The following is a 23962-nucleotide window of genomic DNA, read 5'->3' as shown; positions in this document are numbered from 1 at the left end:
AATTACCTTTCGATCTTGCCGTAGCGATGTTCCAGCCAGCGCAGCAGCACGACCGAGAAGAGGCTGATGACGAGGAAGAAAGCGCCGACCAGCGTGATCGGCTCAATGTAGCGATAGTAGGTGTTGGCGACGCTCTTTGCCTGGTTCATCAGCTCCAGCACGGTGATTGCCGATAGCAGCGGTGTCTCCTTGAACATGGCGATGAAATAATTGGCCAGCGCCGGGATCATCGGTGGGATCGCTTGCGGAATGATGATGTTGGTCCAGGTCTGCGTGGCGCTCAGATTGCAGGCCTTGGCCGCCTCCCACTGGCCGCGCGGCACGTTGTCGATGCCGGCGCGATAGACTTCCGCCGTGTAGGTGCCGTAGTGCAGGCCGAGCCCGATGACGCCGGCGACCAGCGGCGGCAACAGGATGCCGAAATCCGGCAGGACATAGAAGATGAAATAAAGTTGCACCAGAAGTGGCGTGCCGCGGATGAATTCGGCCGCCCAGCCGACGGTGCGCGACAGGACCTTGTTGGGCGAGCGTCGCGCCAGCGCGATGCCCAGACCCACGATAGCGGCCAGCACGGAGCCGAGCAGCGTTGCCAGGATGGTGATCTTCACGCCCTGGATCAGCGTCGGCAGGATCTCCCAGACGAAGTTCCAATCCCAATCCATCAGGAAGCCCAATTTATCAGAAGGGCATTGGCCATCAGACGCGCACCCCGTCGAGGCCGCGCGCCATGCGGCGTTCCAGAGAACGCACGCCCCAGGAGATGATCAGCGCCAGGGCGAAATAGATGATCAGGATGGTGGTGAACGGCGCCAGCGTGTTGCCGGTCTGCGAGCGCACGACCTGCGCCTGAAAGGTGAGATCGGCGAGCGAGATCAGCGACACCACGGAGGTCGCCTTGAGCAGCTCGATGGCGTTGTTGCCGAAGGTCGGCAGCATGACCAGCAGCGCCTGCGGCAGGATGACATGGCGCATACCTTGCCAGCGGGCGAGGTTGAGCGCGATGCAGGCTTCATATTGTTCGCGGCCGACCGACTGGATGGCGCCGCGTACCACCTCGGCCGCATAGGCGCCGACATTGAGGCCCAGCGCCAGCACACCCGCCTGCAGCGGGGTCAGTTCGAGGCCGATCAACGGCAACACGAAATAGGCAAAGAACAGCTGCACGAAGATCGAGGTGCCGCGGAAGAATTCTATATAGGCGGTGGCCAGCCAGCGCAGCGCAAAGAAGCGCGACACGCGGCCCATGCCGGCGAGGAAGGCCATGATCAGGGCGAGCACCGACCCCATCAGCGTCAGCTCGATGGTGACAAGCGCTCCCTGCAATATGAGGCCGAGGTAGCCGGACCACTGGGTCATTCGGGTTCCAACGTTGGCGGTTAGCTTCCTTCTCCCCGTTCACGGAGAGAAGATGCCAGTCCACCCTCCGAAGCTGCAGCGCAGCTGCTGCGGAGGACGGGCAGGCAGATGAGGGGCAGCGCTAAATTCTCAGAACTTGGCGCCGCCCCTCATCCGGCCCTTCGGGCCACCTTCTCCCCGTGAACAGGGAGAAGGCAAAAACGGCGCTATTTCGCCGCGCAGAGCTTGTCCCGCGTGGTCGACATCGCGGCTGCGGCCGAGAAGCCGTAGGGCTCGATGATCTTGGCGAACTCGCCGGATTTCTTCAGCTTGGCGAGCTCGACATCGAAGGCATCGCGCAGGGCCTCATCGCCTTTCTTGAAGGCGGCGCCGTCGCAATAGACCGGCGCGCCGACCACCGGGGCGATGACTTCGAGGTTCGGATCGTTGGCTTTCTTGACGAGGTCGTTGATCGACAGGACGGGAAGCGAATAGGCATCGATGCGACCGTCCTGCAGCATCTTCAGGCCGCTCTGGCCGTCCGGCACGACGATGACGCGCTCGCGCGGCACGCCGGCGTTGAGCGCCAGCTTCTCCTCGGTGCCGCCGCCCGGCGCGCCGATGGTGGCCGACGTGTCCTTGGCGACGTCCTCGTAGCTCTTGAAGCCCTTCGGATTGCCCTTCTTCACCAGCATCGCCTCGGCGTCGCACAGCACCGGCTCGGAATAGACGACCGCCGCGCAACGCTCCGGCTTCATGAACAGGCCGGCGGTGACGACGTCGAAGCGGCCGGCCTGCAGGCCGGGAATCATCGCGCCATACTCCGAAATGGAAGCGACGATGTCGGCAACACCGAGGCGCTTGAAGACCTCGCGCGCCACGTCGGGCGCCGCACCCGAAACCTTGCCGTCGGCAGCGACCGCAGTATAGGGCGGCTCGTTGGCGATGGCGACGCGGGCAAAGCCCTGTGCCTTCAATTGCTCGAGCTTGCCGTCATCGGCCGAACCGGTGCTCGACGCGGCGAGCACCGCCGTCAGTGCGAGACCGGCGACGCCGGCCAGAATGCCAAGTTTCTTCATTGTTCCCAACTCCTTGTTGTCTTCTTGGTTTTGTCTGGGGCGGTCTTCCGCCCCGCAAAGCGGTCAGACACGATGTCCGGCTGCGATGATCTTCTTCAGGAAGCCTTGCGTGCGCTCCTGCTTTGGATGGCGGAAAATCTCGTCTGGTTTGCCCTCTTCGACGATCTTGCCGCGGTCGAAGAACAGCACGCGGTCGGCGAAGTCGTGGGCAAAGCCCATCTCGTGGGTGACCAGCAGCATGGTCATGTCGGTCTCTGCGGCGAGCTTGCGCATGACATTCATCACCTCCTCGACCAGCTCCGGATCGAGGGCCGACGTCACCTCGTCGAACAGCATGATCTTCGGCGACAATGCCAGCGCACGGGCAATCGCCACGCGCTGCTTCTGGCCGCCGGACAGCTGCGCCGGCATCGACTTCGCCTTGTCGGCCATGCCGACCATGTCGAGCAGTTCCATGGCCCGCTTTTCAGCGGCGGCGCGAGGCGTGCCCTTGGTCAGCATCGGCGCCAGCGTGACGTTATCCATGACGCATTTGTGCGGAAACAGATTGAACAGCTGGAAGACCATGCCGATCTTCTGCCGCATCTTGGTCAGGTGCCGCTCGTCGGCGGGCAGCAGCTGGCCGTTGCGCTCCATGTGATAGAGCTGCTCGCCATCGATCTGGATATGGCCGCCGTCGATCTTCTCCAGCGTCATCAGGATTCGCAGGATCGTCGTCTTGCCCGAGCCGGACGGGCCGATCAGCGCCAGCTTCTCGCCGGGCATGACCTGCATCGACAGGCCGTCCAGTACCTTGAACGAGCCGAAGCTCTTCGAAATGGCGTCGACCTTGATGATGGGTGAGGACAAATGAATTTCCCCTGCTGGAGAAGCCTGTGCCCTTAACGATGCGGAACGCGCCAAATCATGTCAATTGGGAAAATAAAATCATGACAATATTTCCGGCACTGCATGATTCCAGAGCAATTCCCGCTTAGATTGCGAGCAGCAGATGCTCCGGATCGCCAAGCAGCAACTTGGTGACAACGCCGAGGCCGGCGCGCAGTTCCCCCTCGGTGGTCGAGCCGAGCGAGATGCGCACCGCCGGATGCCAGGGCGCATCCGAGATGCGGAAGGAGGTGCCGGGCGCGATCGCCACGCCTTGCAGGCGGGCCTGGGCGACGAAGCTTTCCTCGGCACGGTCCGCGGGCAGTTGCAACCAGACATGCAGCCCTTCGCGCCTGGCGCGATAACCAACCCCGCCCAGCACCTCGGCTGCGATGTCCTGGCGGCGGCGCAATGCCGCGCGCTGCCAGCGAACGAGTTCCATCGCCGTGCCGTCGGTCACCCATTTGGTGGCGATCTCGGCCACCAGCGGCGTCGCCATCCAGTTCGACACCAGATGCCGGTTGGCAACGGCGGCGACATAGCGGTCGGGCGCCGCGAGATAGCCGATGCGCAGGCCAGGTACGGTGATCTTGGTGAAGGAAGTGACGTAGAGCGTGCGCTCCGGCGCAAAGGCGGCGACCGGCGGCGGCCGGTCCTCGACCAGCGGACCCAGCACATCGTTCTCGATGATGGCGATGTCGTGCTTGCGCGCGACCGCGGCGATCTCTTCGCGCCGCCGAGCGTCCATCAGCGTCGCCGTCGGGTTGATCACCGACGGTTGCACGAATACCGCGCGAATGTCGGTGAGCCGGCAGACCTCGTCCAACGCCTCCGGGATCAGGCCATTGCCGTCGATCGGCAGGCCTTCCAGGTTGAAGCCGAGATAGCGCGCCAGCGGCACCAGCGTGTGGTGGCCGATAGCCTCGGTGGCGACGGTCGAGCCCGGCGGCGCCACGCTCATCAGCGCTACGGTCATCCCAGCAGTGGCGCCGTTGGTCAGGCTGATATTCTGCGCGGAGACGTCAAGCCCGCACAGTTTCAGCCATTCGACCGCCACCGCGCGGTGGCGCGGAAACACCATGTTGGGCCGAAACGACAGCGCCGAACTCGATGGCAGGTTTTCGGCCAGCCAGCCCAGCGCCTGCTTCAGCCGCTCCAGATGCATCGGCTCGCAGACCGGCTTCAGGATCGATAGGTCGATGACCTCGCCGAGGCGCTCCGGCAGATAGGGCGGCTCCGGTTCACGGCGCTGCGTCTGGACAAAGCTGCCGCGGCCGATCTCGCCCGAAATCAGGCCGCGCCGGATCAGTTCTTCGTAGGCGCGGCTGACCGTCTGCACCGACAGTTTTAAATCGTCTGCCAGCCTTCGATGCGTTGGCAGCCGCGCGCCATTGGCCAGCCGCCCGTCATGAATGGCGCGGGCGAACTGGTCGGCCAGCGATTGATAGGCTGGCCGGCGGAGGAGCGCAGGGTCGGGTTGCCATAATGTCATGACTTAATAGAGATCGAAATCAGTGCAATTGACAATCGAAATAATGCGCCGTCATGGTGATGCCGACAAAAAGCGGACGCCGATGACATCGAAACTCGACGCGGTCGACCTCAGGATACTCGACGCCATCCAGCGCGACGGGCGCATCACCAAGCTGGCGCTGGCCGAACAGGTCGGGCTGTCGCCGACGCCGTGCTGGATGCGGCTGCGCAAGCTGGAGAAGGCAGGCATCGTCTCGGGCTACCACGCCAGGATCGCCATGCGCGTGGTGGCGCCGGTCGCCACCGTGTTGATGGAGGTGACGCTGGCCAGCCATCGCCAGGCCGATTTCGACCGCTTCGAACGCGTCATCCGCGACATCCCCGAAATCGTCGCCTGCTGGTCGGTGGGCGGCGGCGTCGACTATGTGGTCAAGGTGATGACGCGCGACATCGACGCCTATCAGCGGCTGGTCGACGACCTGCTGGAGCGCGAGATCGGCATCGACCGCTACTTCACCTACATCGTCACCAAGACGGTGAAGGACGAAATCGTGCTGCCGATAGCCGACCTGCTGCCGGCGTCGGCATAAGCCCGGAGAGAATGTCTGTCGGGACGGCACAATAGAGAGAGTCTCTCTCCTTCAGGGCGTCGAAACAGTCTCTCTGTCTGCATGTGACGGATAGTCTTCCCGCATCGTCCGAACCGGGAGGCCTCGACCATGTCCGCGCATTTTGCCCGCTCGCATCGCCATGAGGCGCTCGACCGCCTCTCCGACCGCCGGCTGCTGCGCGAGCTTGCCTATGTCGATGGGCATTGGACCGCGAGCGAAGCGGCCGAAAGCTTTGAAGTCACCGATCCGGCCACAGGCGCGACGGTCGCGTTTGTCGCCGCGCTCGATGCGCAGCAAACGACAAGGGCAATCGGTGCCGCCGCGCGTGCCTTCCCGGCTTGGCGGTCACTGCTGCCGCAGGAGCGGTCGAGAATTCTGCGAAAATGGTTCGAGCTGATCATCGCGGCGAAAGACGACCTTGCCCTGCTGATGACTTTGGAACAAGGCAAGCCGCTGCAGGAATCGCTCGGCGAAATCGACTATGCCGCCTCTTTCGTCGAATGGTATGCCGAAGAGGCAAAGCGCCTCAACGCCGAGAGCGTCACCAGCCATCTGCCGAATGCCGAGATGATGGTGAGGCGCGAGCCGCTCGGCGTTGTCGGCGTCGTCACGCCCTGGAATTTTCCGGCGGCGATGCTGACCCGCAAGGCGGCCGCCGCACTCGCCGCCGGCTGCACCATCGTCGCACACCCGTCCTCGGAGACGCCGCTGTCGGCGCTGGCGCTGGCTGAACTCGGCGAGCGCGCCGGCCTGCCCGCCGGTGTCTTCAACGTCATCACCGGCAAGGCAGCGACGATCGTCGGGCGCATGTGCGAAGACCCGCGCGTCCGCGCCATGAGTTTTACCGGCTCGACGGAGATCGGCCGGTTGATCGCCGCACAGTGTGCTCCGACGATGAAGCGGCTGGTGATGGAGCTTGGCGGCCATGCGCCGCTGATCGTCTTTGCCGACGCCGATGTCGACAACGCAGTGAGCATTGCCATCGATGCCAAGTTTGCAACGTCAGGCCAGGACTGCCTTGCCGCCAACCGCATCTATGTCCAGCGCCCGATCTACGATCGCTTCTGCGCCGCCTTTGCCGAGCGCATCGAGGCGCTGCGGACCGGCAATGGGCTTGTCGAAAAGATCGATATCGGACCGCTGATGCATGAGCGCGCCGTGACCAAGGTCGAGGAACAGGTCGCCGATGCCGTCGCCCATGGCGCGCGCTGCCTCACCGGCGGCAAGCGGCATCAGGCCGGGCCGCTGTTCTACCAGCCGACGTTGCTGGCCGATGTCAGCGACGAAGCGCTGATCATGCGCGAGGAGACCTTTGGGCCGGTCGCCGCAGTCACGCCGTTCGACAGTGAGGACGAGGTGATCGCCCGTGCCAACGCCACAGAATATGGCCTCGTCGCCTATGTCGTTACCGAGAATGGCGCCCGCCAGCAACGTATGGGCCGCGCGCTCGACTACGGCATGGTCGCCATCAACCGCGTCAAGATCACCGGAGCGCCGATCCCCTTCGGCGGCGTCAAGCAATCCGGCATCGGCCGCGAAGGCTCGCGCCACGGGCTCGAAGCTTTCACCGATCTGAAGTACCTCTGTCTGGACGTCACATAGTCCGTCCGGCCATCTCTCAAGGAGTCAAAAAATGCTCGACCAGTCCAACGAACTCAACGCCTGGGATCGCGACCATTTCTTCCATCCTTCGACCCATATGGGCACGCATGCGCGGGGCGAGAGCCCGACCCGCATCATGGCCGGCGGTGAAGGCGTCACCGTCTGGGACAACAATGGCAAGAAGAGCATCGATGCCTTTGCCGGTCTCTATTGCGTCAATGTCGGCTATGGCCGCCAAAAGATCGCGGATGCCATCGCCACCCAGGCGAAGAACCTCGCCTATTACCACGCCTATGTCGGCCACGGCACCGAGGCTTCGATCACACTGGCCAAGATGATCATCGACCGCGCGCCGAAGGGCATGTCGAGGGTCTATTTCGGCCTCTCGGGTTCGGATGCCAACGAGACCAACATCAAGCTGATCTGGTACTACAACAACGTGCTTGGGCGGCCGGAGAAGAAGAAGATCATCTCGCGCTGGCGCGGCTATCACGGTTCGGGCGTGATGACGGGATCACTGACCGGGCTCGACCTGTTCCACAACGCCTTCGACCTGCCGCGCGCGCCGGTCCTGCACACCGAAGCGCCCTACTATTTCCGCCGCGCCGACCGCTCGATGAGCGAGGAGCAGTTCTCGCAGCATTGCGCCGACAGACTGGAAGAGATGATCCTGGCCGAAGGTCCCGAAACCGTCGCCGCCTTCATCGGCGAGCCGATCCTCGGTACTGGCGGCATCGTGCCGCCGCCGGCCGGCTACTGGGAGAAGATCCAGGCGGTGCTGAAGAAGTATGACGTGCTGCTGGTCGCCGACGAGGTGGTGACGGGCTTCGGCCGTCTGGGCACCATGTTCGGCTCCGACCATTACGGCATCAAGCCAGACCTCATCACCATCGCCAAGGGGCTGACCTCGGCCTACGCGCCGCTGTCGGGCGTCATCGTTGCCGACAAGATGTGGCAGGTGCTGGTGCAGGGCTCCGACAAGCTTGGTTCGCTCGGCCATGGCTGGACCTATGCCGCGCATCCGATCTGCGTCGCCGCAGGTGTCGCCAATCTCGAACTGATCGACGAACTGGACCTGGTGACGAACGCCGGTGAGACCGGCGCTTATTTCCGCGCCGAACTGACCAAGGCTGTCGGCGGGCACAGACACGTCGGCGACGTGCGCGGCGATGGCATGCTGGCGGCGGTCGAATTTGTCGCCGACAAGGACGACCGGGTGTTCTTCGACGCCTCGCTCAAGATCGGGCCGCAAGTGGCGACAGCACTTGCCGCCAGCGGCGTCATCGGCCGCGCCATGCCGCAGGGCGACATACTAGGCTTCGCGCCGCCGCTCTGCCTGACGCGTGAGGAAGCCGACATCGTCGTTTCCAAAACCGCCGATGCCGTCAACAGCGTGTTTTCCAATCTCTGAGATCGACCGTGAATGCCATGACCAAGACCCTCCCCGCCACCATGGCCGCCGTGCTGCTCACCGGGCATGGCGGACCGGAAAAGCTCGTCTATCGCAGCGATGTGAAAGTGCCTGTGCCTGCCGCCGGCGAGGTGCTGGTTAAGGTCAGCGCTTGCGGTATGAACAACACCGATGTCTGGGTACGCCAGGGCGCCTATGGCACGGAGGAGGACGCTACCGCCGTGTCGACGTGGCGGCGGCAAGGCAACACGCTTACCTTCCCGCGCATCCAGGGCACCGACACGGTCGGCACCATCGCTGCCGTCGGCGAAGGCGTTTCCCCGGGCCGTATCGGCGAACGGGTAATGGTCGACTTTTCGATCTACAACCGCGACGACGATTCGCTCGCCGACATCGACTATATGGGCCACGGTCGCGACGGCGGGTACGCCGAGTACCAGACGGTGCCGGGCGAGAATGCGCATTTCGTCGATACTGACATGAGCGACGTCGAACTCGCCACCTTCTGCTGCGCCTACCTCACCGGCGAACAGATGCTGGAGCGCGCCGGGCTGAAAGCCGGCGAACGCGTGCTGGTCACCGGCGCCTCGGGCGGCGTCGGTTCCGGCATCGTGCAGCTGGCGCGGGCGCGCGGCGCCATTCCCTATGCGGTCGTCGGCAAGGGCAAGGAGCAGGCGGTGCGCGACATCGGCGCCGAAGCGGTCATTACCCGTGGGGTTGCCGATCTTCCCGCCGCCGTGAATGAAGCCACTGGCGACCAGCCGATCGATGTGGTCGCCGATCTCGTCGGCGGCGCGATCTTCAACGACCTGCTGCGCATCCTGCGACCTGAAGGCCGGTACACCACCGCCGGCGCCATCGCCGGCCCGGTCGTGCAGCTCGATCTCAGGACCATGTATCTCAAGCAGCTGCAACTGCACGGATCGAGCCAGGGCACGCGCGCCGACTTCCGCCGCATCATTGGATACATCGAAGCGAAGAAAATCCGGCCGCTGGTCGGCGGCGTCTACAGGCTCTCCGATTTTCACAAGGCGCAGGCAGACTTTATTGCCAAGGACTTCGTCGGCAAGCTGGTGATCGTGCCGGACGCCATGTGGAACCCGAATATCCGCACATAACGCCCCTACGTCAGAGCTCGTCGTAAACGGCATCATCAACACCTTGCGGCGTGGAGTCGTCGAAACCCAGCATGCGGTTGGTGACGTAGCCGAATCCGACACCGGCGCCGGGATCGGCAAAACCGAGGGCGCCGCCCCAGCCGCCATCGCAGCGACGCGCGGCTGGCATAGGCGGCGTCGTCGAGTTGAAAGCCGGCGGCGAATTGTCGGCGCTTGAGACATAGCGCGCATGAGGCGAACCGGAATCATCGCAACGAATGCAATCCACAGGCCGGCAACCAGACCCTGCATCTTGACAGACGAGGCGAAAGCCAAAAGAGTGAAACCGGTTTCACTGGGGACCGCCGGTGCATTTCGATCTGTCCACTCTGCTCCCGCATCTGGGTTTTCTGGCGCGCGGCGCCGAACTCACGGCCGCGGCTTGCGCGCTGTCGCTGGTAGGAAGCGTCTTCATGGGCGCGTTGGTGGCGATCGCACGCACCTCCGCCTCGGCACTGCTTCGACGGATCGCCTTCGTCTATGTCGATCTCTTCCGCAATGTGCCGTTCATCGTCCAGCTGTTCTTCTTCTATTACGGCCTGCCCGAGCTCGGCATTTACATCGATGCCTTCACCACCGGCGTCGTGGCGCTTTCGATTGCCGGCGGCGCCTATGCCTCCGACATCATTCGCGCCGGCATCCTCGCCATCGACCAGGGCATCATCGACGCCGCTGAAGTGAGCGGCCTGTCCAGGCGCAAGATCTTCACCCGCATCGTGCTGCCGATTGCGCTGCGCACCTCCGTGCGACCGCTCGGATCCGTGCTCATCAACATGATCCTTACGTCCTCGATCCTCTCGACCATCACGCTCAACGAGCTCACCGGCTCAGCCCAGATCGTGGTCTCGCAGACCTATCGGCCCTTCGAGGTCTATATGGTGCTGCTCTGTGCCTATGCGGCCCTGACCTATCTGGTCTCGCTGGGCGTCACCCTGCTCCACCGCCATCTCAATCGGGACATGATGGAGGCGGTCGACTGATGCGGTTCAGCGACTTCACCTCCTACGACCTGATCCTGCTGGCGCAAGGTCTCGGCACCAACGTCGCGCTGTTTCTCATCACGTCGCTGATCGGACTGCTGATTGGCCTGAGCTGGGCGCTGGTGCGGTTCTACCGTGTGCCGGTTCTGGCCCAGATCGTCACCTTCCTGTCGGAGCTGTTGAAGAACTCGCCGGTGCTGGTGCAGCTGTTCCTGGTGTTCTTCGGCCTGCCGGCGCTGCTGCATATAAGGGTGACGCCGGTCACCGCAGCGACCATCACTCTGTCGGCGAACACCGCGGCATTCGTCTATGTCATCGCGGTCTCGGCGGTCGAGTCGATCGAACGCGAGCAGGTCGAGGCCGCGCGTGTCTTCGGCCTGACCCGGTGGCAGGTCCTGCGCCATATCGTTTCGCCCCAGGCTGCCGCCTTCGCGGTCGGCCCGCTCGTCGCGCTGCTGGTCAACCAGCTTCAGGTGACGTCGCTGATTTCTGTCATCGGCGTCGTCGACCTGACCAAGATCGGCCACATCCTCAACATGCGGACCTTGAAGCCGTTCGTGGTCTGGACCGTCGTCGGACTGCTCTACTATGGCGCGGCAAAGCTGGTCGCCCTGCTTGGCGAGCGTCTTGAAAACCGCCTGCGGGCGCACAGCGCCTGGCGGGGGCTTTAACATGCTCAAGATCGAAAACGTGCACAAAGCGTTCGGCGAGGTCACTGTGCTGGACGGCGTCGACCTGACGATCGCGCCCGGCGAAGTGGTCTCGATCCTCGGGTCGTCAGGGTCCGGCAAGTCGACATTGATCCGTTGCATCAACGGCCTCGAAAAGCTGAAGTCGGGCCGCATCACGGTCGACGATTTCGATGTCAGCAAGCCGAAGGAGCTGGCCGAGGCGCGCAAGCGCTCAGGCACCGTTTTCCAGCTGTTCAACCTCTATCCGCATATGAGCGCGCTTCAGAACATTACGCTCGCCCCGATCGAGGTGCTGAAGATGCCGCGCCCTGAGGCCGAGGCGCTGGCGCGCAAGCTGCTCGAGTCCGTCGGCCTTGCCGATCGGGCCAACGCCTACCCGGCGCAGTTGTCGGGCGGGCAGCGCCAGCGTGTCGGCATCTGCCGGGCGCTCGCCATGCAGCCGCGCTATCTGCTGCTCGATGAAGTGACCAGTGCGCTCGACCCGGAAATGACGGCCGAGGTGCTGGCCATCCTGGCTAATCTCGCCGCGCAAGGCACGACCATGCTGTTCGTCACCCACGAGATCGAATTCGCGCGCGAGATTTCCAACCGCATCGTCTTCCTCGACAAGGGCAGGCTGGTGGTCGATCTGCCGACGGATCGTTTCTTCGCCGCGGACGGCGGCCGGGCGCAGCCGCGGGTTGCGCAGTTTCTCTCCAGGATGCGCAAGGACTAGGAATGCTGCTGTTAGCCAACAACGAAGCATGGCCGGGATTCGAGACCTCGGTGCAAATGCTGCGCGATGGCGCCGTCAGCCTGGACGCGATGGTTGCCGGCATCGGCATGGTGGAGAAAGAGGTCAAGGTTCGCAGCGTCGGCTATGGCGGCTGGCCGAACATGCTGGGCAAGATGGAGTTCGACGCCGGCGTCATGGATGGCAATACAAGAGAGGTCGGTTCAGTCGGCGCTGTGCCAAGGACCTTGGCGGTCGCTGCCCTGGCCCAGCAGGTGATGAAGCGCCTGCCGCATGTGATGCTGACCGGCGAAGGGGCGCGGCGCTTTGCCAGCGAAATCGGTTTTGCCGAAGACGAAGTCTTGTTCGAGGACAGCAAGCGCGTCTGGTGGGAGCGGCTGCAACAGGAACTCACACCGCAACAGCTGGCGAAATTCCCCGATATCGATCTGGCGCCGCTCAGCCGTACTATCACCGATCCCGAGCGGGTCCGCGACACCACCGTCTTCCTGTCGGCGGATGCGCGGCGCGGCGTCCATGCCGCGAGTTCGACCTCGGGCTGGGCGTGGAAATATCCGGGCCGGCTCGGCGATTCTCCCATTCCCGGCGCAGGCTTTTACGCCGACAGCCGCTATGGCGCGGCGGCGTGCACCCATACCGGCGAGATGACGATGCGCTGCGCCACCGCACGGACCGTCGTGCTGGCCATGAAGCTTGGCCGATCCCTGTCGGATGCGGTCGCGCTGGCGGTCGAGGAACTGGCTGAACTCGACACCGGCTTCCTGGCCGGAGTGGTCATCCACGCCGTCGACGCCGAGCAGAACCACGAGGTGGTGAATTTCAGATGCGAGGGCGAGGTCCGCTACTGGCTCTGGAAGGATTCCATGCCCGCACCCGAATTGCGGGCAGCAAAACGCGTCACTAGAAAATAAGGAGGGAACCATGAAAACCGTAGTGCGTGCCTTCGCCGCGCTGGCCATCGTGGCCGGTTCGGCATTTCCAGCCCTTGCCGGCATGATTGACGACATCCGCTCACGCGGCACCATTCGCATCGGCGTATCGCTCGGCGGCGAGCCGATCGGCTTTCGGGATGCACAAAACAACCCTGTCGGCTACGATGTCGATGTCGCGACGCTGCTGGCGCAAAAGCTCGGCGTGCCGGTCGAGTTCGTCGACGTCTCGGGCGATGCGCGTATTTCCATGCTGGTGTCGGGACAGATCGATGTCGCGGTCGCAAACACCTCGGCAACGCTCGAGCGGGCCAAGACCGTCAACTTCACCATCCCCTACAACCGGGCCGGGCTGCGCGTCATCGTCCAGAAGGATGCCGGGATAACCGACCTCAAGGGGCTCGCCGGCAAGAAGGTTGTCGTCGGCCGCGGCACCACGGGCGAAACCTTCCTCAAGGCAGCCGTGCCGGACGCAGAGCTCGTTTATGTCGACCAGTTCGCGCCCGACGGGGTTCTGCAGCTGCAACAGAAGCGCGTCGATGCGGCGATCGAGGATTCCTCACTGCTCGATTACCTCGCAACCAAGACACCGAGCCTGGTGACGCTGCCTGGCCTCTATTCCAACGATCCGATCGGCATCGCGGTCGCCAAGGGCGATCCCGAATTCGTCCGCTGGCTCGACATGTTCGTGTCCGACTTCATCCAGTCGGGCACCTACGAGGCGACCTACAAGAAGTGGTGGGGGCCGGGCTCCAACCCGCCGGCGCTCAACCCGCTGTGGTGACACCCACTACCGGCAACCGATCGGCGCACACTCGAGGCGCCGTCGCAACGATCGCCGATGTCGCGCGGCTGGCAGGCGTGTCGCGTGCCGCGGCGAGCCGTGCGCTGTCGAGCGGACCGCGACCGGTCTCGGCGGACAAACGCGAACGTGTCGTGCAGGCCGCCGCGCAGCTCGGCTACAAACCCAATCTCCTGGCGCAAAGCCTGACCACCAAGACCGTCAATCTGGTTGCCGTCGTGGTCAACCACATTCACGACCTTTCAGATCTCGACCTGTTCGACCGTCTGCTCGACGCAATCCAGTCGATCGGCAAGCAGGTCATCCTCATCCGCATCGGCTCGGCGGAAGGGGTCGAGGATTTTCTGCGCAACGGCGTTGCCTATCATGTCGATGCCGCCGTGGTGTTCTCCGACTTTGCCGATGCAGCGACGGTGCGGCGCATGTTTCGCTCGGACCTGGTCATCATGCTGAACGGACTGCATGACGATCTGTCACCCACCGTCATTCCCGATGAAGGCGTCGGCATCGCCGAGGCCGTGGCGGATGCGGCGGCCAAGCGCGCGCGCACGGCCAGCCTGCTGACCGGCCGTTCGTCCTCGCGGGTCGAACAGCTGCGCATCGGCCACTACCTCGAAGCGTTCCGGCATCATGGAATTGAACTGCTGCAGACGGTCCAGGGAGACTATTCCTACGAGTCGGGCTATGCGGCAGCCGCCGGCCTGACGGGACGCGGCTGTCCCGATGCGGTCTTTTGTACGTCCGACGCGATGGCCATGGGTGTTCTGGATGTCTGCCGGGCGGATTTCCCCGACAACCGGCCCAGCCGCTTCCGCCTCTATGGCTTCGACAATGTGTCCCTGACCAATTTCGACGCCTACCCGATATCGTCAATCGGCTACGACAAATCAGACTATGTGGGTCATATCGTCGGCGCCCTCTCCAATCCGCAGGTCTTCATGCCCGGCCAGCCGCCTGTCGTTATATTGACCCGGCTGATTTCGCGCTTGACCGCGTAACTAGCGCCGATGTTGGACTGCTTGTCCGGCGTCGATCTCCCAGAGCTCGAACGGAGATCGCGCCGGACAATGTACCGGCGCCTACTGCAATTTCGCCTGCAGCGCGTTGACGTCGTCGGTTGTCATTTCACCGTCGGTCGTCACCTTGCCGTCGACGATCTTCCACAGCCGGAACGGACCGGTGATGTCGCCATATTTGTCGAAGCTGACCGGACCGATGACGCCTTCATAGCGGATCGGCCTGCCGTCCTTGATCAGGCCGAGCGCCTTGGCGAACTCGTCCTTGCCGGCATAGATCGGTGTGCCGGCAGGATCGACCGCCTTGTACATGGCATCCTTGATCTTGGCTGGATCCTCGGAGCCGGCAATGGCAATGGCGAGACCGACAATGGCGCCGGCATCATAGGAACGGTCGGCTGCCGGGTTCGACGGTTCGATGCCCGAAAACTCCTTGTAGTTTTTCAGGAAATAGTCGGTGGATGCCGTCGGGCTGGTGCCGGAAGAGGTACCATAGGCATCCTTCAGATAATCGGCGCCGACGGATTCGATGAAGTCCGGGCTGTTCATGCCGTCATTGAGCAGGAATTTCTGCACGCCGCCCTGCGATATCCAGGTGCGGGCGACCGTTGCGCCGTCGACCGGCGTGCTGACGAGGTAGAGTCCGTCCGGCTCGCCTCCCATCGCCGCCGTCACTTCCGAAGCATAGCTCGACTGCTTTTCATTATAGGGCGTGTCGGAGACGATGGTGCCGCCGAGCGCTTTGTAGGCACGCGAGAATTCGGCCACCATGTTGACGCCGAAGTCGTTGTTGACATGGATGATCGACAGTTTCTTGAAGCCCTTGTCGATGGCGTATTTGGCGGCGGCCACGCCTTGCAGCGCATCCGACGTGATGGTGCGGAAGAAGATGCCGTTGGTCTTGCCGTCGCGGCCAAGGGCGGTCAGCGTCGGCGAGGACGAAGCCGGCGACACCTGCACGATCTTGGCCGGCCCGGTGACCGAGGTCAAAATCGGGATCGACACCGAGGAGATGATGCCGCCGATGATCACCGGCACCTTCTTGACCTGTACCAGCTGGGTCGCGGCATCGACCGCGATATTGCCCTGGCTCTGGCTGTCGCGCGTGTCGGTTGCGAGATCGCAGCCGCGTACGCCACCGGCTTCATTGATGTCGCGGAAGGCCATTTCGACGGACTTCGCGCCGGCCTGGCCGTATTCGCCGGCCGGACCGGTGAGCTCCATGACCAGGCCGACGGTGATCTTGCAGTCCGCTGCGTGTGCGGCGCCGGCCATCGTCACGAGAGCCAGTGCTGTGGTGATTTGAAGTATCGTCTTCTTCATTGCCGTTCCCCTTTTCTTGTTTGAACTTTTGCCTGTTCAGCCTTCCGGCGCCTGCAGCCAGGTCTCATGCAGATGCCGCCATTCGACGCCGTTTGGTGCCGATGAACTGGTGGTGAAGACCGCACTGGACTGCCGGCGACTGTGTTTGCCGGCGCGCAGTTGCGCCTCGATGTAGAAGATGACGATCGTGTCCGCGTCCTGCCAACCCGGCCTGATGTCCTCGATCGATATGGCAAAACCGTCGTCGCAAGTGGCGCGGCTTGTCCGGACATGATCTACGACCGCGTCGCGATCGAGGATCTGGCCATTCGGCGCCACCATGGTGAGGCCTTCGCCCATGACAGCCTCGAAGCGGCCGAACTCCACAGCGTCGGCTCGCGCGGCGACAAACCAGTCGACGAAGAAGCGATGCAGGTCGATGATTTCAGCGCTGGCACGCGAAAAAAGGGAAGGCTCTCCGCTCATTTCTTCCCCGCATTGAGGTTGTAATGCATGATCGAGCCGTGGCGGCCATGACGGTCGCGCTCCAGCGCGTAGACATCGCCCGCGAGGCCGGTGCCTTGTGCGATGGCGGCAGCAATCCGCGCGCGATCGTCGGCGTCGAGCGCGACGTCCATGATTTTCGTATTGGCCAGCGCATGTGCCTGGTTGCGCGCACCCACAATGACGGCCGCGACCTGCGGCTGCTCGAGCACCCATGCCGAGGCGATGGTGGCAATGTCGACGCCGTGGCGATCGCCGACCGCTTTCAGCGCCTTGAGCAGGGACTGGAACAGCTCCCAGCCGCCGAAGTCGTCGATGATCAGCTTGTATTTGACCAGCGAGCGGTTTTCGAGCGGCGTGGAGGGCTCGGCCACGCCAAGCCATTTGTCGCTGAGGAAGCCGCCCGCCACCGAGCCGTAGCAGAGGAAGCGGACACCGTTCTTAGCGGCAAGGCCCGCAAGGCTGTTTGCCGGCCGCTGGTCGAGCACTGAATATTGCAGTTGCTGGCTGACCAGCGGGATGCCCGCGGAGAGGATTTCGGCTAGCCTCGGCGTATCGAAATTGGTGGTGCCGAGATTGCGCACCTTGCCTTCCAGCCGAAGCTCGTCGAGCCAACCCATCGCCTCGACGTAACGAGGCTGGTCATAATCCCACCAGTGAAACTGCACGAGGTCGATCCGCTCGGTCTTGAGCCTGCGAAGCGACTGATCGACGATGCCCCTGATGTAGTCGCGGCTGATGCCTGCCAGTCGTTCGAGGTCCGGCACCAGCTTGGTGTGCACCTTCATCCTGGCCGCGACATCGAGACCGCGCTCGCCGGCCAGCCGCAGGCGCGCGGCGCCGATCAGTTCCTCGACGCCGGTGTAGATGTCGGCGCAGTCATAGGTCCAGATGCCGGCATCGAAAGTGGCGATGAGGTCGGTCACCGCCTGGCTGCGGTCGACGGCGCCATGCCCGCCGGCCAGCTGCCAGCCACCGCGGATGACTCGCGAGATCCCATAGCCGGGGCTGAGTTCGATGGTCCTGGCGGTCATCCCTTGTCGGTCTCCTTCGGCAGCGGCACGGCCGTGGTTTCGGCATGGCTGAACCGCCGCTTGGCAAGCCTGACGATGCGGAGCCGGCTGGCGCAATTGGGATCGGGACAGGCGATCTCGGCATCCGAGGTCATCCAGTCATTTGCATGCGTCGGGCGCTGCTTTGCCGCCAGGAGCGGCAACACGGCCGAGATCGAATAGATCGAAAAACCCTGCCCTGCCGGCAGCGAGAGCATTTCGCCCTTGAGTTCGAAATAGTCGCCGGCCCTGGCGCCGCAATAGACCGGCTTGCCCTCGGGGATGACCGCTTCGACGCGCAGATCGAAGAGTTCGAAACTGTCGTCGGCCATTCAGGCCTCCACCAGGCTGAAGGTGATGTCACAGGCGCCGTTGCGGCGGATGACGCCGCAGGCGGCGGCAAACTGATCGCGCTCTCCGGCAAGCACTTGCGCGACCACGCTGCCGGCCAGCCAGCCGATCGGGAACAGCAGCCGCGCCCCCTGCCCGTAGTACAGGCCGATATCGAAGATGGCATTGGGATTGCCGCCCCACACGCGTGGCGGCACATAGGACAGCACGATATCGCCGGGCTGCGGCGTCAGCGTTGCATTCTCCGGTGGCAAAGACTGGGCATAGGCCTGGCCGTGGAGATCGGCTGACGGAACCGGGCACGAGATTTCCGGTCCTGTCCACATCGCATGGATGCCTGGGATGATGCGTGGCTGCGCCAGATACGCCAGCAGGAAGGCGGCATTCTCCGGCGCCTTTTCGGGCAATAGCAGCGCCGTCACGGAAAGCTTCGAGCGTGGTTCTGTGATGCCGATGGCGGGCTTGGGCATGTCAGTCCTTCGCCGATTGAAGTTTGTCGCGCAGGAAGGCGAAGGGGCGGCTGATGTCGGCTACCAGCGCCTCGCGCGCCGCTTGCGCATCCTGTTTGGCAAGTGCCGCGACAATTCGACGATGATAGTGGGCGGTATCAACCTCGCCTGCCTCGGAGAAGGCATAGATGGCGACGCGGATGCAGGGACCCGATTGAAGCCAGAGGCTTTCGATCATCGGGATCAGCACAGCCGAGCCGCAGCAGCGGTAGATCTCAAAATGGAAGCTCTGGTTGAGCGTCGCTTCGCGATCGATATCCTTCTTGTGCTTCAGGGCCCGCATCTCGTCCCACTCGCCCAGCATGGCTTCGATCGATGCGATCTGGCGCGGGCTCATGCGCCTGGCGGCAAGCGCTATCGCTTCGCCTTCGATGAGGGAGCGGGCACGCAGGAGGTCGTCGATGCGCTCCAGCGTGATCGGCGGCACGCGCACGGAACGGTTGGGCAGCGCCTCCAGCGCCTTTTCCGTGATCAGCCGGCCGAGCGCTTCGCGTACCGGCATGGTCGAGGTGACCAGCGCATCGGCAAGACCACGGATGGTCAGCACCTGGTTTGGCTCGAAAAGGCCACCGATCAGAGCACGGCGCAACTCGGAATAGACGCGATCCTGCACCGTCTCGCGGCCGACCGGCGTAAGCTGGGCTGCGATCGTCTCGTTGTTCTTTTCGATGGCAGCCTTCTGCATTACCGGCATTTGCCCCGTTTTCGGCTTGCGAATGAAATTAAAGCCGAATAGCGTGATCAAAGCAAGTGTGATCACAAATCAAAAATCAGGAGGCGACAACGATCGTCTTCGGCCAGAGGGTTTGATGAGCGATGCAGCGGAGCGCCAACGGCAGGAGACCCGTGCGCCAGTTCTGACGGCACGAAACGTCGTCAGGCGTTTTGGCGGCCTTGTCGCCGTCAACGATGTCTCGTTTGATGTCAAAGCGGGCGAAATCCTCGGCCTGATCGGGCCGAATGGCGCCGGCAAGACGACGATGTTCGATCTGTTGGCGGGCAGCATATTGCCAACCAGCGGCGATATCCTGCTCAATGGCACGCGCGTCTCCGGCGAAGCCGCTCATCTGCGTATCGGCCGTGGTCTTGGCCGCACCTTCCAGATCCCGCGCCCCCTGCCCAATCTGACGCTGATCGAAAACATCATGCTGGCGGCGCAGGGCCAAGCCGGCGAAAAATTGCTCGCCAACTTCGTCACGCCGTGGCGAGTGGCGGCACAGGAAAGAGCAGCCAGGGCAAAGGCACTCGAGCTGCTCGAGCTCGTCTCGCTCGCTCGGCTGGCGCACGAACCGGCGCGCGTGCTTTCCGGCGGTCAACGCAAGCTGCTCGAACTCGCCCGCGTCATGATGGCCGATCCGGCGATCATCCTGCTCGACGAACCGGCCGCCGGCGTCAACGCGACGCTGCTCGAGATCATCATCGACCGCATCCGCGACATCAACGCGCACGGCATCACCTTTCTGCTGATCGAGCACAATATCGACATGGTGACGCGGCTCTGCCATCGCGTCCTCGTCATGGCGAGCGGCCAGTTGCTCAGCGAAGGCACGGCGGAAGAGGTCGCCCGCGACCCGCGCGTCATCGAGGCCTATCTCGGAGGTGCGGCATGAGCGAAACTGTCCTCAACGTCCGCAATCTCGAGGCCGGCTATGAGCCCGGCGTGCCGATTGTGCGCGGCGCCTCGATCACCGTCGGCAAGGGGGAGATCGTCGTCGTGCTCGGCCCCAACGGCGCCGGCAAGTCGAGCTTCATCAAGGCGATCGCCGGCCTTGTCCCGATCACCGGCGGCACCGTATTTCTGGACGGCAAGGACATCACCGCCGCTCCCGCGCACACCATGGTTCGGCTCGGCCTGGCCTTCGTACCGCAGACGGAGAACATCTTCCCGCTGATGTCGGTCGAGGACAATCTGAAGGTCGCCTGCGGCATCCTCGAGCGACGCGAAATCCCTGCCCGCATCGAGGAAATGTATGCGGCCTTCCCCGACCTCGTCCGCCAGCGCCGCACCGCCGCCGGCAATCTGTCGGGCGGACAGCGGCAGATGCTCGCCGTCGCACGTGCGCTGATCGTCCATCCCAAGGTGCTGCTGCTCGACGAGCCATCGGCCGGCCTCTCGCCGAAATTCGTATCGATGGTGTTCGAGATGCTGGCCGGCATCCGCAGGTCCGGCGTCACCATCCTGCTGGTCGAACAGAACGCCAAGGCAGCGCTGGCCATCGGCGACCGCGCCTATGTGCTGGTCGAAGGCAAGGACCGGCACGAGGGTGTGGCGTCCGAATTGTGGAACGATCCTGTCGTCGCCGAACTCTATCTCGGCCAACGCCCTCACGCCGGCAAGGGAGGCGCGGCATGAGCCTGCAATTTGTCGTCGATGGGTTGCTGACCGGTTCGATGATCGGCCTCGGCGCCATTGGCGTGACGCTCACCTATTCGATCCTGCGCTTCTCGAACTTCTCCCATGGCGACTTCATGGCCTGGGGCACCTATGCGACGCTCGCCGTCGTCAGCACCATCGGCGCGATGTTCGGCAAGGTGGAGCCCATTGGACCGCTGTCCTTCGGCTGGTCGCTGCTGGTTGCGCTGGTTGTCGGCATGACTTTCACCGCCCTGCTGGCGCTGTTGCTCGACAAGGTGCTGTTTTCGCGGCTGCGCTCGCAGGGGCAAGCCATCATCGTGGTGATGGCGAGCTTCGGCGCCTCGATGGCGCTGCGCAGCCTGCTCGAATTCACCTTCAGCTCACGCCCGACCTATTTCAGCCGGGCGATCCAGATCGCCATGCCGGTCGGCTTCGGCATCCGCATCACGCCCGATCAGATCGCGCTGCTGCTGCTGACCGCAGTGCTGGTGCTCGGCGTGCATCTGTTGATGACACGCACGCAGACCGGCCGCTCCATGCAGGCGCTGAGCCAGAATGCGGCCCTGGCCCGCATCGTCGGCATCGATGTTGCCTCCGTGGTGCGCGTCACCTGGATCATCGGCGGGGCGCTGGCCTGTGTGGCCGGCGTGATGATCGGCATTCTGGTGCAGATCCGCCCGTTCATGGGCTTCGACATGCTGCTACCGATGTTCGCCGCCGCCATCCTGGGCGGCATCGGCAGCATACCGGGCGCCGTGCTCGGCGGCCTGATCATTGGCCTTGCCGAAGCCGGTGCGGTGCAGCTGATCGGCGCCGAATGGCGCGCCGCAATCTCCTTCATCATCCTGATGGCGGTGCTGTTCGTGCGGCCGATCGGCCTGTTTGGTGTGAGGGAACGCTGATGGACCTGCTCGGCTACGGCGCCTTCTTCCTGACCACCGCACTGATCTTTTCGCTGGTCACACTGGGGCTCAATCTGCAGTGGGGGCTGACTGGCCTTTTCAATGTCGGTCTTGCCGGTTTCGTCGCCATCGGCGCCTATACATCGGCGCTGCTCACGACCCCGGACGATGCCGCGCGCTTCGGCGGCTTCGGTCTGCCGATCCTGGCCGGCTGGGCGGGCGCCATGATCGTCGGCGGTATCGCCGCAGCAATTACCGGCATGGCCACGCTGCGTCTGCGATCAGACTACCTGGCGATCACCACCTTCGGCGTCGCCGTCGTCGTGCAGCTGGTCGCGCTCAACGCGCAAAAACTCACGGGCGGCCCGTTCGGCATCGGTTTCATCCCGCGCCCGTTCGGCGGCCTTGCCGAAACGCCGCTGTTGTTCAACGTGTCGAACCTCGCCGTCGTTTCGGCTGTGACGCTGATCGCCTATCTCGCTCTGGAGCACCTGTCGCGCAGCCCCTGGGGCCGCGTGCTCAAGGCGCTGCGCGAGGACGAGCGAGCGGCGATTTCGCTGGGCAAGAGCGCGCGCTTCTACCGCGTCCAGGCCTTTGCCGTCGGCGGCGCCATCATGGCGCTGGCCGGCGCTTTGCAGGCGCATTTCACCGGCTTCATCGCGCCCGATAACTATCTGCCGATCCTGACCTTCCAGGTCTGGGTGATGCTGATCGTCGGCGGCTCGGGCAGCAATGCCGGCGCCATTGCCGGCAGCATCCTGGTCTGGGCGATATGGGCGGGGTCGGGCACGCTGACCAGCGTGCTGTTTGCGCCCGAGCAGCAAGCACGCGCGGCCTCGCTGCAGATCGTCGCCATCGGCGTCATGCTCTGCGTCATCCTGCTGATCCGGCCGAACGGATTGTTCGGCGACCGGCCGCGCCGGCCGAAGCCCGGCAAACAGACAAAGGCGGCGGCCAGCGAGAACGAGGCCGGACCATGAATGCCATGATCCGGCAAGACGTGCATGGCGTTTCACTCTGGCATGCCGTCAGCCGCAACCGCCGCGACCGGGGCACGCTGCAAGGCGGGCTCGACGTCGATCTCGCAATCGTTGGCGGCGGCTTTTCCGGCCTGTCGACGGCATTGCATGCCGCCGAGAAGGGGCTTTCGGTCGCGGTCCTCGAAGCCGAATTCATTGCCTGTGGTGCGACCGGCCGGAATGCCGGCTTCGTCGTTCCGAACTTTGCCAAGCGGGATCCAGACGACATCATCACCGAACTCGGACCCGAGCGCGGCGGGAGGCTGATCGATTTCGCCGCGGGAAGCGCTGACCTGGTCTTCGGCCTGATCAAGCGGCATGGCATCGAATGCGACGCTGTGCAGAATGGTTGGATCCAGCCGGCGCATTCGTCCGCCGCGCTGGAAAAGACGCGATCGCGCGCCGAGCAATGGGCGGCGCGGGGCAGGCCGACCGTAACGCTCGATGCCAAGGCGGTCACGACGCTCACCGGTATCGGCGGCTACGCCGGCGGTTGGATGGATAACTCGGGCGGCGTCCTCAATCCGGTCGAGTATGCGCGCGGCCTGGCCGATGCCGCCGAAAAAGCCGGCGCGCGGATCTTCGAGCAGACGCGCGTCGCTTCCATCGACCGCGCTGCGGATGGCTGGACCTTGACGACCGCATCCGGCGCCGTGCGTGCGGGCAAGGTGGTGATCGCCACCAACGCCTATGGCGGGGCACTGAACCGGACACTGGCGCGGACCTATATCCCGCTGAAAGTCTTCCAGATCGCCACTGCGCCGCTGTCGCGGGCCATACGCGCGCGCCTGCTGCCCGGCGGCCAGGGCGTTGGCGACACCAGGCGCAACCTGTTCACGTGCCGCTTCGATGGCCAGAACCGGCTGATCAGCGGCGGCATGCATGTCGTCGGAGCCGGCGCTGAGACGCGCATGCCGCAAACGATTTGGCGACGGCTCGCCAGGCATCTCGATTTGCCCGACCTGCCGCCGCTTGCCTACAGCTGGACAGGCGTGGCGGCGGTGGTGCCGGATTTCCTGCCGCGTCTCATCGACCTCGGCCCGGGCCTGATCGCCGGCTTCGCCTGCAACGGTCGCGGCATCGCCATGACCACGGCAATGGGCAAAGTGCTGGCGGACTGGGCGAGCGGAACGGACGCCCGATTTCTGCCGCTCCCCTTCGCACCGCCAGCGCCGATCCCGCTGCACAACCTCGTGCGCTATGCACCGAATATGCTGCTCCCCTGGAGCATCCTGCGCGACCGGCTGGATTAGACAGCCAAGCCAGGTGATCCTCCTGCC

27 protein-coding genes are annotated in these 23962 nt (G+C 64.0%); 15 read left to right on the top strand and 12 right to left on the bottom strand.

Going from position 1 to position 23962, the window contains the following annotated elements:
• Nucleotides 1-2: 2 nt before the first annotated feature.
• The 5 genes from ehuD to X771_RS159005 form a co-directional block, all read right to left on the bottom strand.
• A complete protein-coding gene (gene ehuD / locus X771_RS158985; RefSeq protein ID WP_023686970.1) occupies nucleotides 3-662 on the bottom strand; it encodes an ectoine/hydroxyectoine ABC transporter permease subunit EhuD in 660 nt (219 codons plus the stop codon).
• 34 nt (nucleotides 663-696) lie between these two features.
• The gene (gene ehuC / locus X771_RS158990) at nucleotides 697-1356 is read right to left on the bottom strand and encodes an ectoine/hydroxyectoine ABC transporter permease subunit EhuC (protein ID WP_023686969.1); all 660 of its coding nucleotides are present in this window, start codon (nucleotides 1354-1356) and stop codon (nucleotides 697-699) included.
• Nucleotides 1357-1562: 206 nt separating this feature from the next.
• Nucleotides 1563-2414 carry an ectoine/hydroxyectoine ABC transporter substrate-binding protein EhuB gene (gene ehuB / locus X771_RS158995; protein ID WP_023686968.1) on the bottom strand — a complete coding sequence of 284 codons (852 nt, stop codon included), beginning with the start codon at nucleotides 2412-2414 and terminating at the stop codon, nucleotides 1563-1565.
• A gap of 63 nt (nucleotides 2415-2477) precedes the next feature.
• On the bottom strand, nucleotides 2478-3263 hold the full coding sequence (ehuA, locus tag X771_RS159000; protein WP_023682675.1) for an ectoine/hydroxyectoine ABC transporter ATP-binding protein EhuA: 786 nt from the start codon (nucleotides 3261-3263) through the stop codon (nucleotides 2478-2480).
• 124 nt (nucleotides 3264-3387) lie between these two features.
• A complete protein-coding gene (locus tag X771_RS159005) occupies nucleotides 3388-4773 on the bottom strand; it encodes a PLP-dependent aminotransferase family protein (protein ID WP_023686967.1) in 1386 nt (461 codons plus the stop codon).
• Between the two features lie 82 nt (nucleotides 4774-4855).
• Between X771_RS159005 and X771_RS159010 the strand changes: the two genes are divergently transcribed.
• The 4 genes from X771_RS159010 (at nucleotide 4856) to X771_RS159025 (ending at nucleotide 9496) form a co-directional block, all read left to right on the top strand.
• On the top strand, nucleotides 4856-5344 hold the full coding sequence (locus tag X771_RS159010) for an Lrp/AsnC family transcriptional regulator (protein ID WP_023686966.1): 489 nt from the start codon (nucleotides 4856-4858) through the stop codon (nucleotides 5342-5344).
• Between the two features lie 129 nt (nucleotides 5345-5473).
• On the top strand, nucleotides 5474-6967 hold the full coding sequence (locus X771_RS159015; RefSeq protein ID WP_023686965.1) for an NAD-dependent succinate-semialdehyde dehydrogenase: 1494 nt from the start codon (nucleotides 5474-5476) through the stop codon (nucleotides 6965-6967).
• Between the two features lie 31 nt (nucleotides 6968-6998).
• The gene (locus X771_RS159020) at nucleotides 6999-8378 is read left to right on the top strand and encodes an aspartate aminotransferase family protein (RefSeq protein WP_023686964.1); all 1380 of its coding nucleotides are present in this window, start codon (nucleotides 6999-7001) and stop codon (nucleotides 8376-8378) included.
• 17 nt (nucleotides 8379-8395) lie between these two features.
• A complete protein-coding gene (locus tag X771_RS159025; protein WP_033001348.1) occupies nucleotides 8396-9496 on the top strand; it encodes an alcohol dehydrogenase family protein in 1101 nt (366 codons plus the stop codon).
• Nucleotides 9497-9506: 10 nt separating this feature from the next.
• Here X771_RS159025 and X771_RS1000000167935 read toward each other — a convergent pair whose 3' ends face one another.
• Nucleotides 9507-9665 (bottom strand): hypothetical protein, encoded by a 159-nt coding sequence (locus X771_RS1000000167935; RefSeq protein ID WP_196814892.1) that lies wholly within the window; start codon nucleotides 9663-9665, stop codon nucleotides 9507-9509.
• A 178-nt stretch (nucleotides 9666-9843) separates the two neighbouring features.
• On the opposite strand from X771_RS1000000167935, the gene X771_RS159035 reads away from it, so the two are divergent.
• The 6 genes from X771_RS159035 to X771_RS159060 are packed head-to-tail and all read left to right on the top strand — an operon-like array spanning nucleotide 9844 to nucleotide 14669.
• The gene (locus X771_RS159035; RefSeq protein ID WP_023682680.1) at nucleotides 9844-10515 is read left to right on the top strand and encodes an amino acid ABC transporter permease; all 672 of its coding nucleotides are present in this window, start codon (nucleotides 9844-9846) and stop codon (nucleotides 10513-10515) included.
• Nucleotides 10515-11186 (top strand): amino acid ABC transporter permease, encoded by a 672-nt coding sequence (locus X771_RS159040; RefSeq protein ID WP_023682681.1) that lies wholly within the window; start codon nucleotides 10515-10517, stop codon nucleotides 11184-11186. The genes X771_RS159035 and X771_RS159040 overlap by 1 nt, the downstream gene beginning before the upstream one ends.
• A gap of 1 nt (nucleotide 11187) precedes the next feature.
• Nucleotides 11188-11922: an amino acid ABC transporter ATP-binding protein gene (locus tag X771_RS159045; RefSeq protein WP_023682682.1), complete on the top strand. Its 735-nt coding sequence runs from the start codon at nucleotides 11188-11190 to the stop codon at nucleotides 11920-11922.
• 2 nt (nucleotides 11923-11924) lie between these two features.
• Entirely contained in the window at nucleotides 11925-12851 is a 927-nt protein-coding gene (locus X771_RS159050; protein ID WP_023686962.1) for an isoaspartyl peptidase/L-asparaginase, read from the top strand.
• Between the two features lie 10 nt (nucleotides 12852-12861).
• On the top strand, nucleotides 12862-13653 hold the full coding sequence (locus X771_RS159055) for a transporter substrate-binding domain-containing protein (protein ID WP_023682683.1): 792 nt from the start codon (nucleotides 12862-12864) through the stop codon (nucleotides 13651-13653).
• Entirely contained in the window at nucleotides 13647-14669 is a 1023-nt protein-coding gene (locus X771_RS159060; RefSeq protein WP_023732245.1) for a LacI family DNA-binding transcriptional regulator, read from the top strand. Before X771_RS159055 ends, X771_RS159060 begins: the two co-directional genes overlap by 7 nt.
• 81 nt (nucleotides 14670-14750) lie before the next feature.
• Here X771_RS159060 and X771_RS159065 read toward each other — a convergent pair whose 3' ends face one another.
• From X771_RS159065 to X771_RS159090, 6 genes are read right to left on the bottom strand one after another with little or no spacing between them, the layout of a single operon-like run.
• Nucleotides 14751-16010 (bottom strand): ABC transporter substrate-binding protein, encoded by a 1260-nt coding sequence (locus X771_RS159065; protein WP_023667861.1) that lies wholly within the window; start codon nucleotides 16008-16010, stop codon nucleotides 14751-14753.
• Nucleotides 16011-16046: 36 nt separating this feature from the next.
• Entirely contained in the window at nucleotides 16047-16475 is a 429-nt protein-coding gene (locus tag X771_RS159070; RefSeq protein ID WP_023667860.1) for a hypothetical protein, read from the bottom strand.
• Nucleotides 16472-17527: an aldo/keto reductase gene (locus X771_RS159075; protein WP_023667859.1), complete on the bottom strand. Its 1056-nt coding sequence runs from the start codon at nucleotides 17525-17527 to the stop codon at nucleotides 16472-16474. Before X771_RS159075 ends, X771_RS159070 begins: the two co-directional genes overlap by 4 nt.
• Entirely contained in the window at nucleotides 17524-17877 is a 354-nt protein-coding gene (locus tag X771_RS159080; RefSeq protein WP_023667858.1) for a TIGR04076 family protein, read from the bottom strand. Before X771_RS159080 ends, X771_RS159075 begins: the two co-directional genes overlap by 4 nt.
• The gene (locus X771_RS159085) at nucleotides 17878-18366 is read right to left on the bottom strand and encodes a DUF3830 family protein (protein ID WP_023667857.1); all 489 of its coding nucleotides are present in this window, start codon (nucleotides 18364-18366) and stop codon (nucleotides 17878-17880) included.
• 1 nt (nucleotide 18367) lies between these two features.
• The gene (locus tag X771_RS159090; RefSeq protein WP_023686960.1) at nucleotides 18368-19090 is read right to left on the bottom strand and encodes a GntR family transcriptional regulator; all 723 of its coding nucleotides are present in this window, start codon (nucleotides 19088-19090) and stop codon (nucleotides 18368-18370) included.
• Nucleotides 19091-19214: 124 nt separating this feature from the next.
• Between X771_RS159090 and X771_RS159095 the strand changes: the two genes are divergently transcribed.
• The 5 genes from X771_RS159095 to X771_RS159115 are packed head-to-tail and all read left to right on the top strand — an operon-like array spanning nucleotide 19215 to nucleotide 23935.
• The gene (locus tag X771_RS159095) at nucleotides 19215-20015 is read left to right on the top strand and encodes an ABC transporter ATP-binding protein (protein ID WP_023686959.1); all 801 of its coding nucleotides are present in this window, start codon (nucleotides 19215-19217) and stop codon (nucleotides 20013-20015) included.
• Nucleotides 20012-20758: an ABC transporter ATP-binding protein gene (locus X771_RS159100; protein ID WP_023686958.1), complete on the top strand. Its 747-nt coding sequence runs from the start codon at nucleotides 20012-20014 to the stop codon at nucleotides 20756-20758. Before X771_RS159095 ends, X771_RS159100 begins: the two co-directional genes overlap by 4 nt.
• Complete coding sequence (locus tag X771_RS159105; protein ID WP_023682690.1) at nucleotides 20755-21663, top strand: branched-chain amino acid ABC transporter permease; 909 nt, start codon at nucleotides 20755-20757, stop codon at nucleotides 21661-21663. Before X771_RS159100 ends, X771_RS159105 begins: the two co-directional genes overlap by 4 nt.
• Nucleotides 21660-22643, top strand: coding sequence for a branched-chain amino acid ABC transporter permease (locus tag X771_RS159110; protein WP_023686957.1), 984 nt, complete (start codon nucleotides 21660-21662; stop codon nucleotides 22641-22643). Before X771_RS159105 ends, X771_RS159110 begins: the two co-directional genes overlap by 4 nt.
• Nucleotides 22640-23935 carry an FAD-dependent oxidoreductase gene (locus X771_RS159115; RefSeq protein ID WP_023686956.1) on the top strand — a complete coding sequence of 432 codons (1296 nt, stop codon included), beginning with the start codon at nucleotides 22640-22642 and terminating at the stop codon, nucleotides 23933-23935. The genes X771_RS159110 and X771_RS159115 overlap by 4 nt, the downstream gene beginning before the upstream one ends.
• Nucleotides 23936-23962 lie beyond the last annotated feature (27 nt).

Source organism: Mesorhizobium sp. LSJC269B00, from assembly GCF_000502815.1.
Classification (GTDB): Bacteria; Pseudomonadota; Alphaproteobacteria; order Rhizobiales; family Rhizobiaceae; genus Mesorhizobium.
The sequence above is the reverse complement of the archived record's forward strand: the minus strand, read 5'-3'. Positions and strand labels throughout refer to the sequence as shown.

Bases quoted from the DNA above. Each gene is read 5' to 3' on its own strand.
- ehuD (WP_023686970.1), bottom strand. From the start codon at position 662: ATGGATTGGGATTGGAACTTCGTCTGGGAGATCCTGCCGACGCTGATC.
- ehuC (WP_023686969.1), bottom strand. From the start codon at position 1,356: ATGACCCAGTGGTCCGGCTACCTCGGCCTCATATTGCAGGGAGCGCTT.
- ehuB (WP_023686968.1), bottom strand. From the start codon at position 2,414: ATGAAGAAACTTGGCATTCTGGCCGGCGTCGCCGGTCTCGCACTGACG.
- X771_RS159005 (WP_023686967.1), bottom strand. From the start codon at position 4,773: ATGACATTATGGCAACCCGACCCTGCGCTCCTCCGCCGGCCAGCCTAT.
- X771_RS159010 (WP_023686966.1), top strand. From the start codon at position 4,856: ATGACATCGAAACTCGACGCGGTCGACCTCAGGATACTCGACGCCATC.
- X771_RS159015 (WP_023686965.1), top strand. From the start codon at position 5,474: ATGTCCGCGCATTTTGCCCGCTCGCATCGCCATGAGGCGCTCGACCGC.
- X771_RS159020 (WP_023686964.1), top strand. From the start codon at position 6,999: ATGCTCGACCAGTCCAACGAACTCAACGCCTGGGATCGCGACCATTTC.
- X771_RS159025 (WP_033001348.1), top strand. From the start codon at position 8,396: ATGACCAAGACCCTCCCCGCCACCATGGCCGCCGTGCTGCTCACCGGG.
- X771_RS1000000167935 (WP_196814892.1), bottom strand. From the start codon at position 9,665: ATGCCAGCCGCGCGTCGCTGCGATGGCGGCTGGGGCGGCGCCCTCGGT.
- X771_RS159040 (WP_023682681.1), top strand. From the start codon at position 10,515: ATGCGGTTCAGCGACTTCACCTCCTACGACCTGATCCTGCTGGCGCAA.
- X771_RS159045 (WP_023682682.1), top strand. From the start codon at position 11,188: ATGCTCAAGATCGAAAACGTGCACAAAGCGTTCGGCGAGGTCACTGTG.
- X771_RS159050 (WP_023686962.1), top strand. From the start codon at position 11,925: ATGCTGCTGTTAGCCAACAACGAAGCATGGCCGGGATTCGAGACCTCG.
- X771_RS159055 (WP_023682683.1), top strand. From the start codon at position 12,862: ATGAAAACCGTAGTGCGTGCCTTCGCCGCGCTGGCCATCGTGGCCGGT.
- X771_RS159065 (WP_023667861.1), bottom strand. From the start codon at position 16,010: ATGAAGAAGACGATACTTCAAATCACCACAGCACTGGCTCTCGTGACG.
- X771_RS159070 (WP_023667860.1), bottom strand. From the start codon at position 16,475: ATGAGCGGAGAGCCTTCCCTTTTTTCGCGTGCCAGCGCTGAAATCATC.
- X771_RS159075 (WP_023667859.1), bottom strand. From the start codon at position 17,527: ATGACCGCCAGGACCATCGAACTCAGCCCCGGCTATGGGATCTCGCGA.
- X771_RS159080 (WP_023667858.1), bottom strand. From the start codon at position 17,877: ATGGCCGACGACAGTTTCGAACTCTTCGATCTGCGCGTCGAAGCGGTC.
- X771_RS159085 (WP_023667857.1), bottom strand. From the start codon at position 18,366: ATGCCCAAGCCCGCCATCGGCATCACAGAACCACGCTCGAAGCTTTCC.
- X771_RS159090 (WP_023686960.1), bottom strand. From the start codon at position 19,090: ATGCAGAAGGCTGCCATCGAAAAGAACAACGAGACGATCGCAGCCCAG.
- X771_RS159095 (WP_023686959.1), top strand. From the start codon at position 19,215: ATGAGCGATGCAGCGGAGCGCCAACGGCAGGAGACCCGTGCGCCAGTT.
- X771_RS159100 (WP_023686958.1), top strand. From the start codon at position 20,012: ATGAGCGAAACTGTCCTCAACGTCCGCAATCTCGAGGCCGGCTATGAG.
- X771_RS159105 (WP_023682690.1), top strand. From the start codon at position 20,755: ATGAGCCTGCAATTTGTCGTCGATGGGTTGCTGACCGGTTCGATGATC.
- X771_RS159115 (WP_023686956.1), top strand. From the start codon at position 22,640: ATGAATGCCATGATCCGGCAAGACGTGCATGGCGTTTCACTCTGGCAT.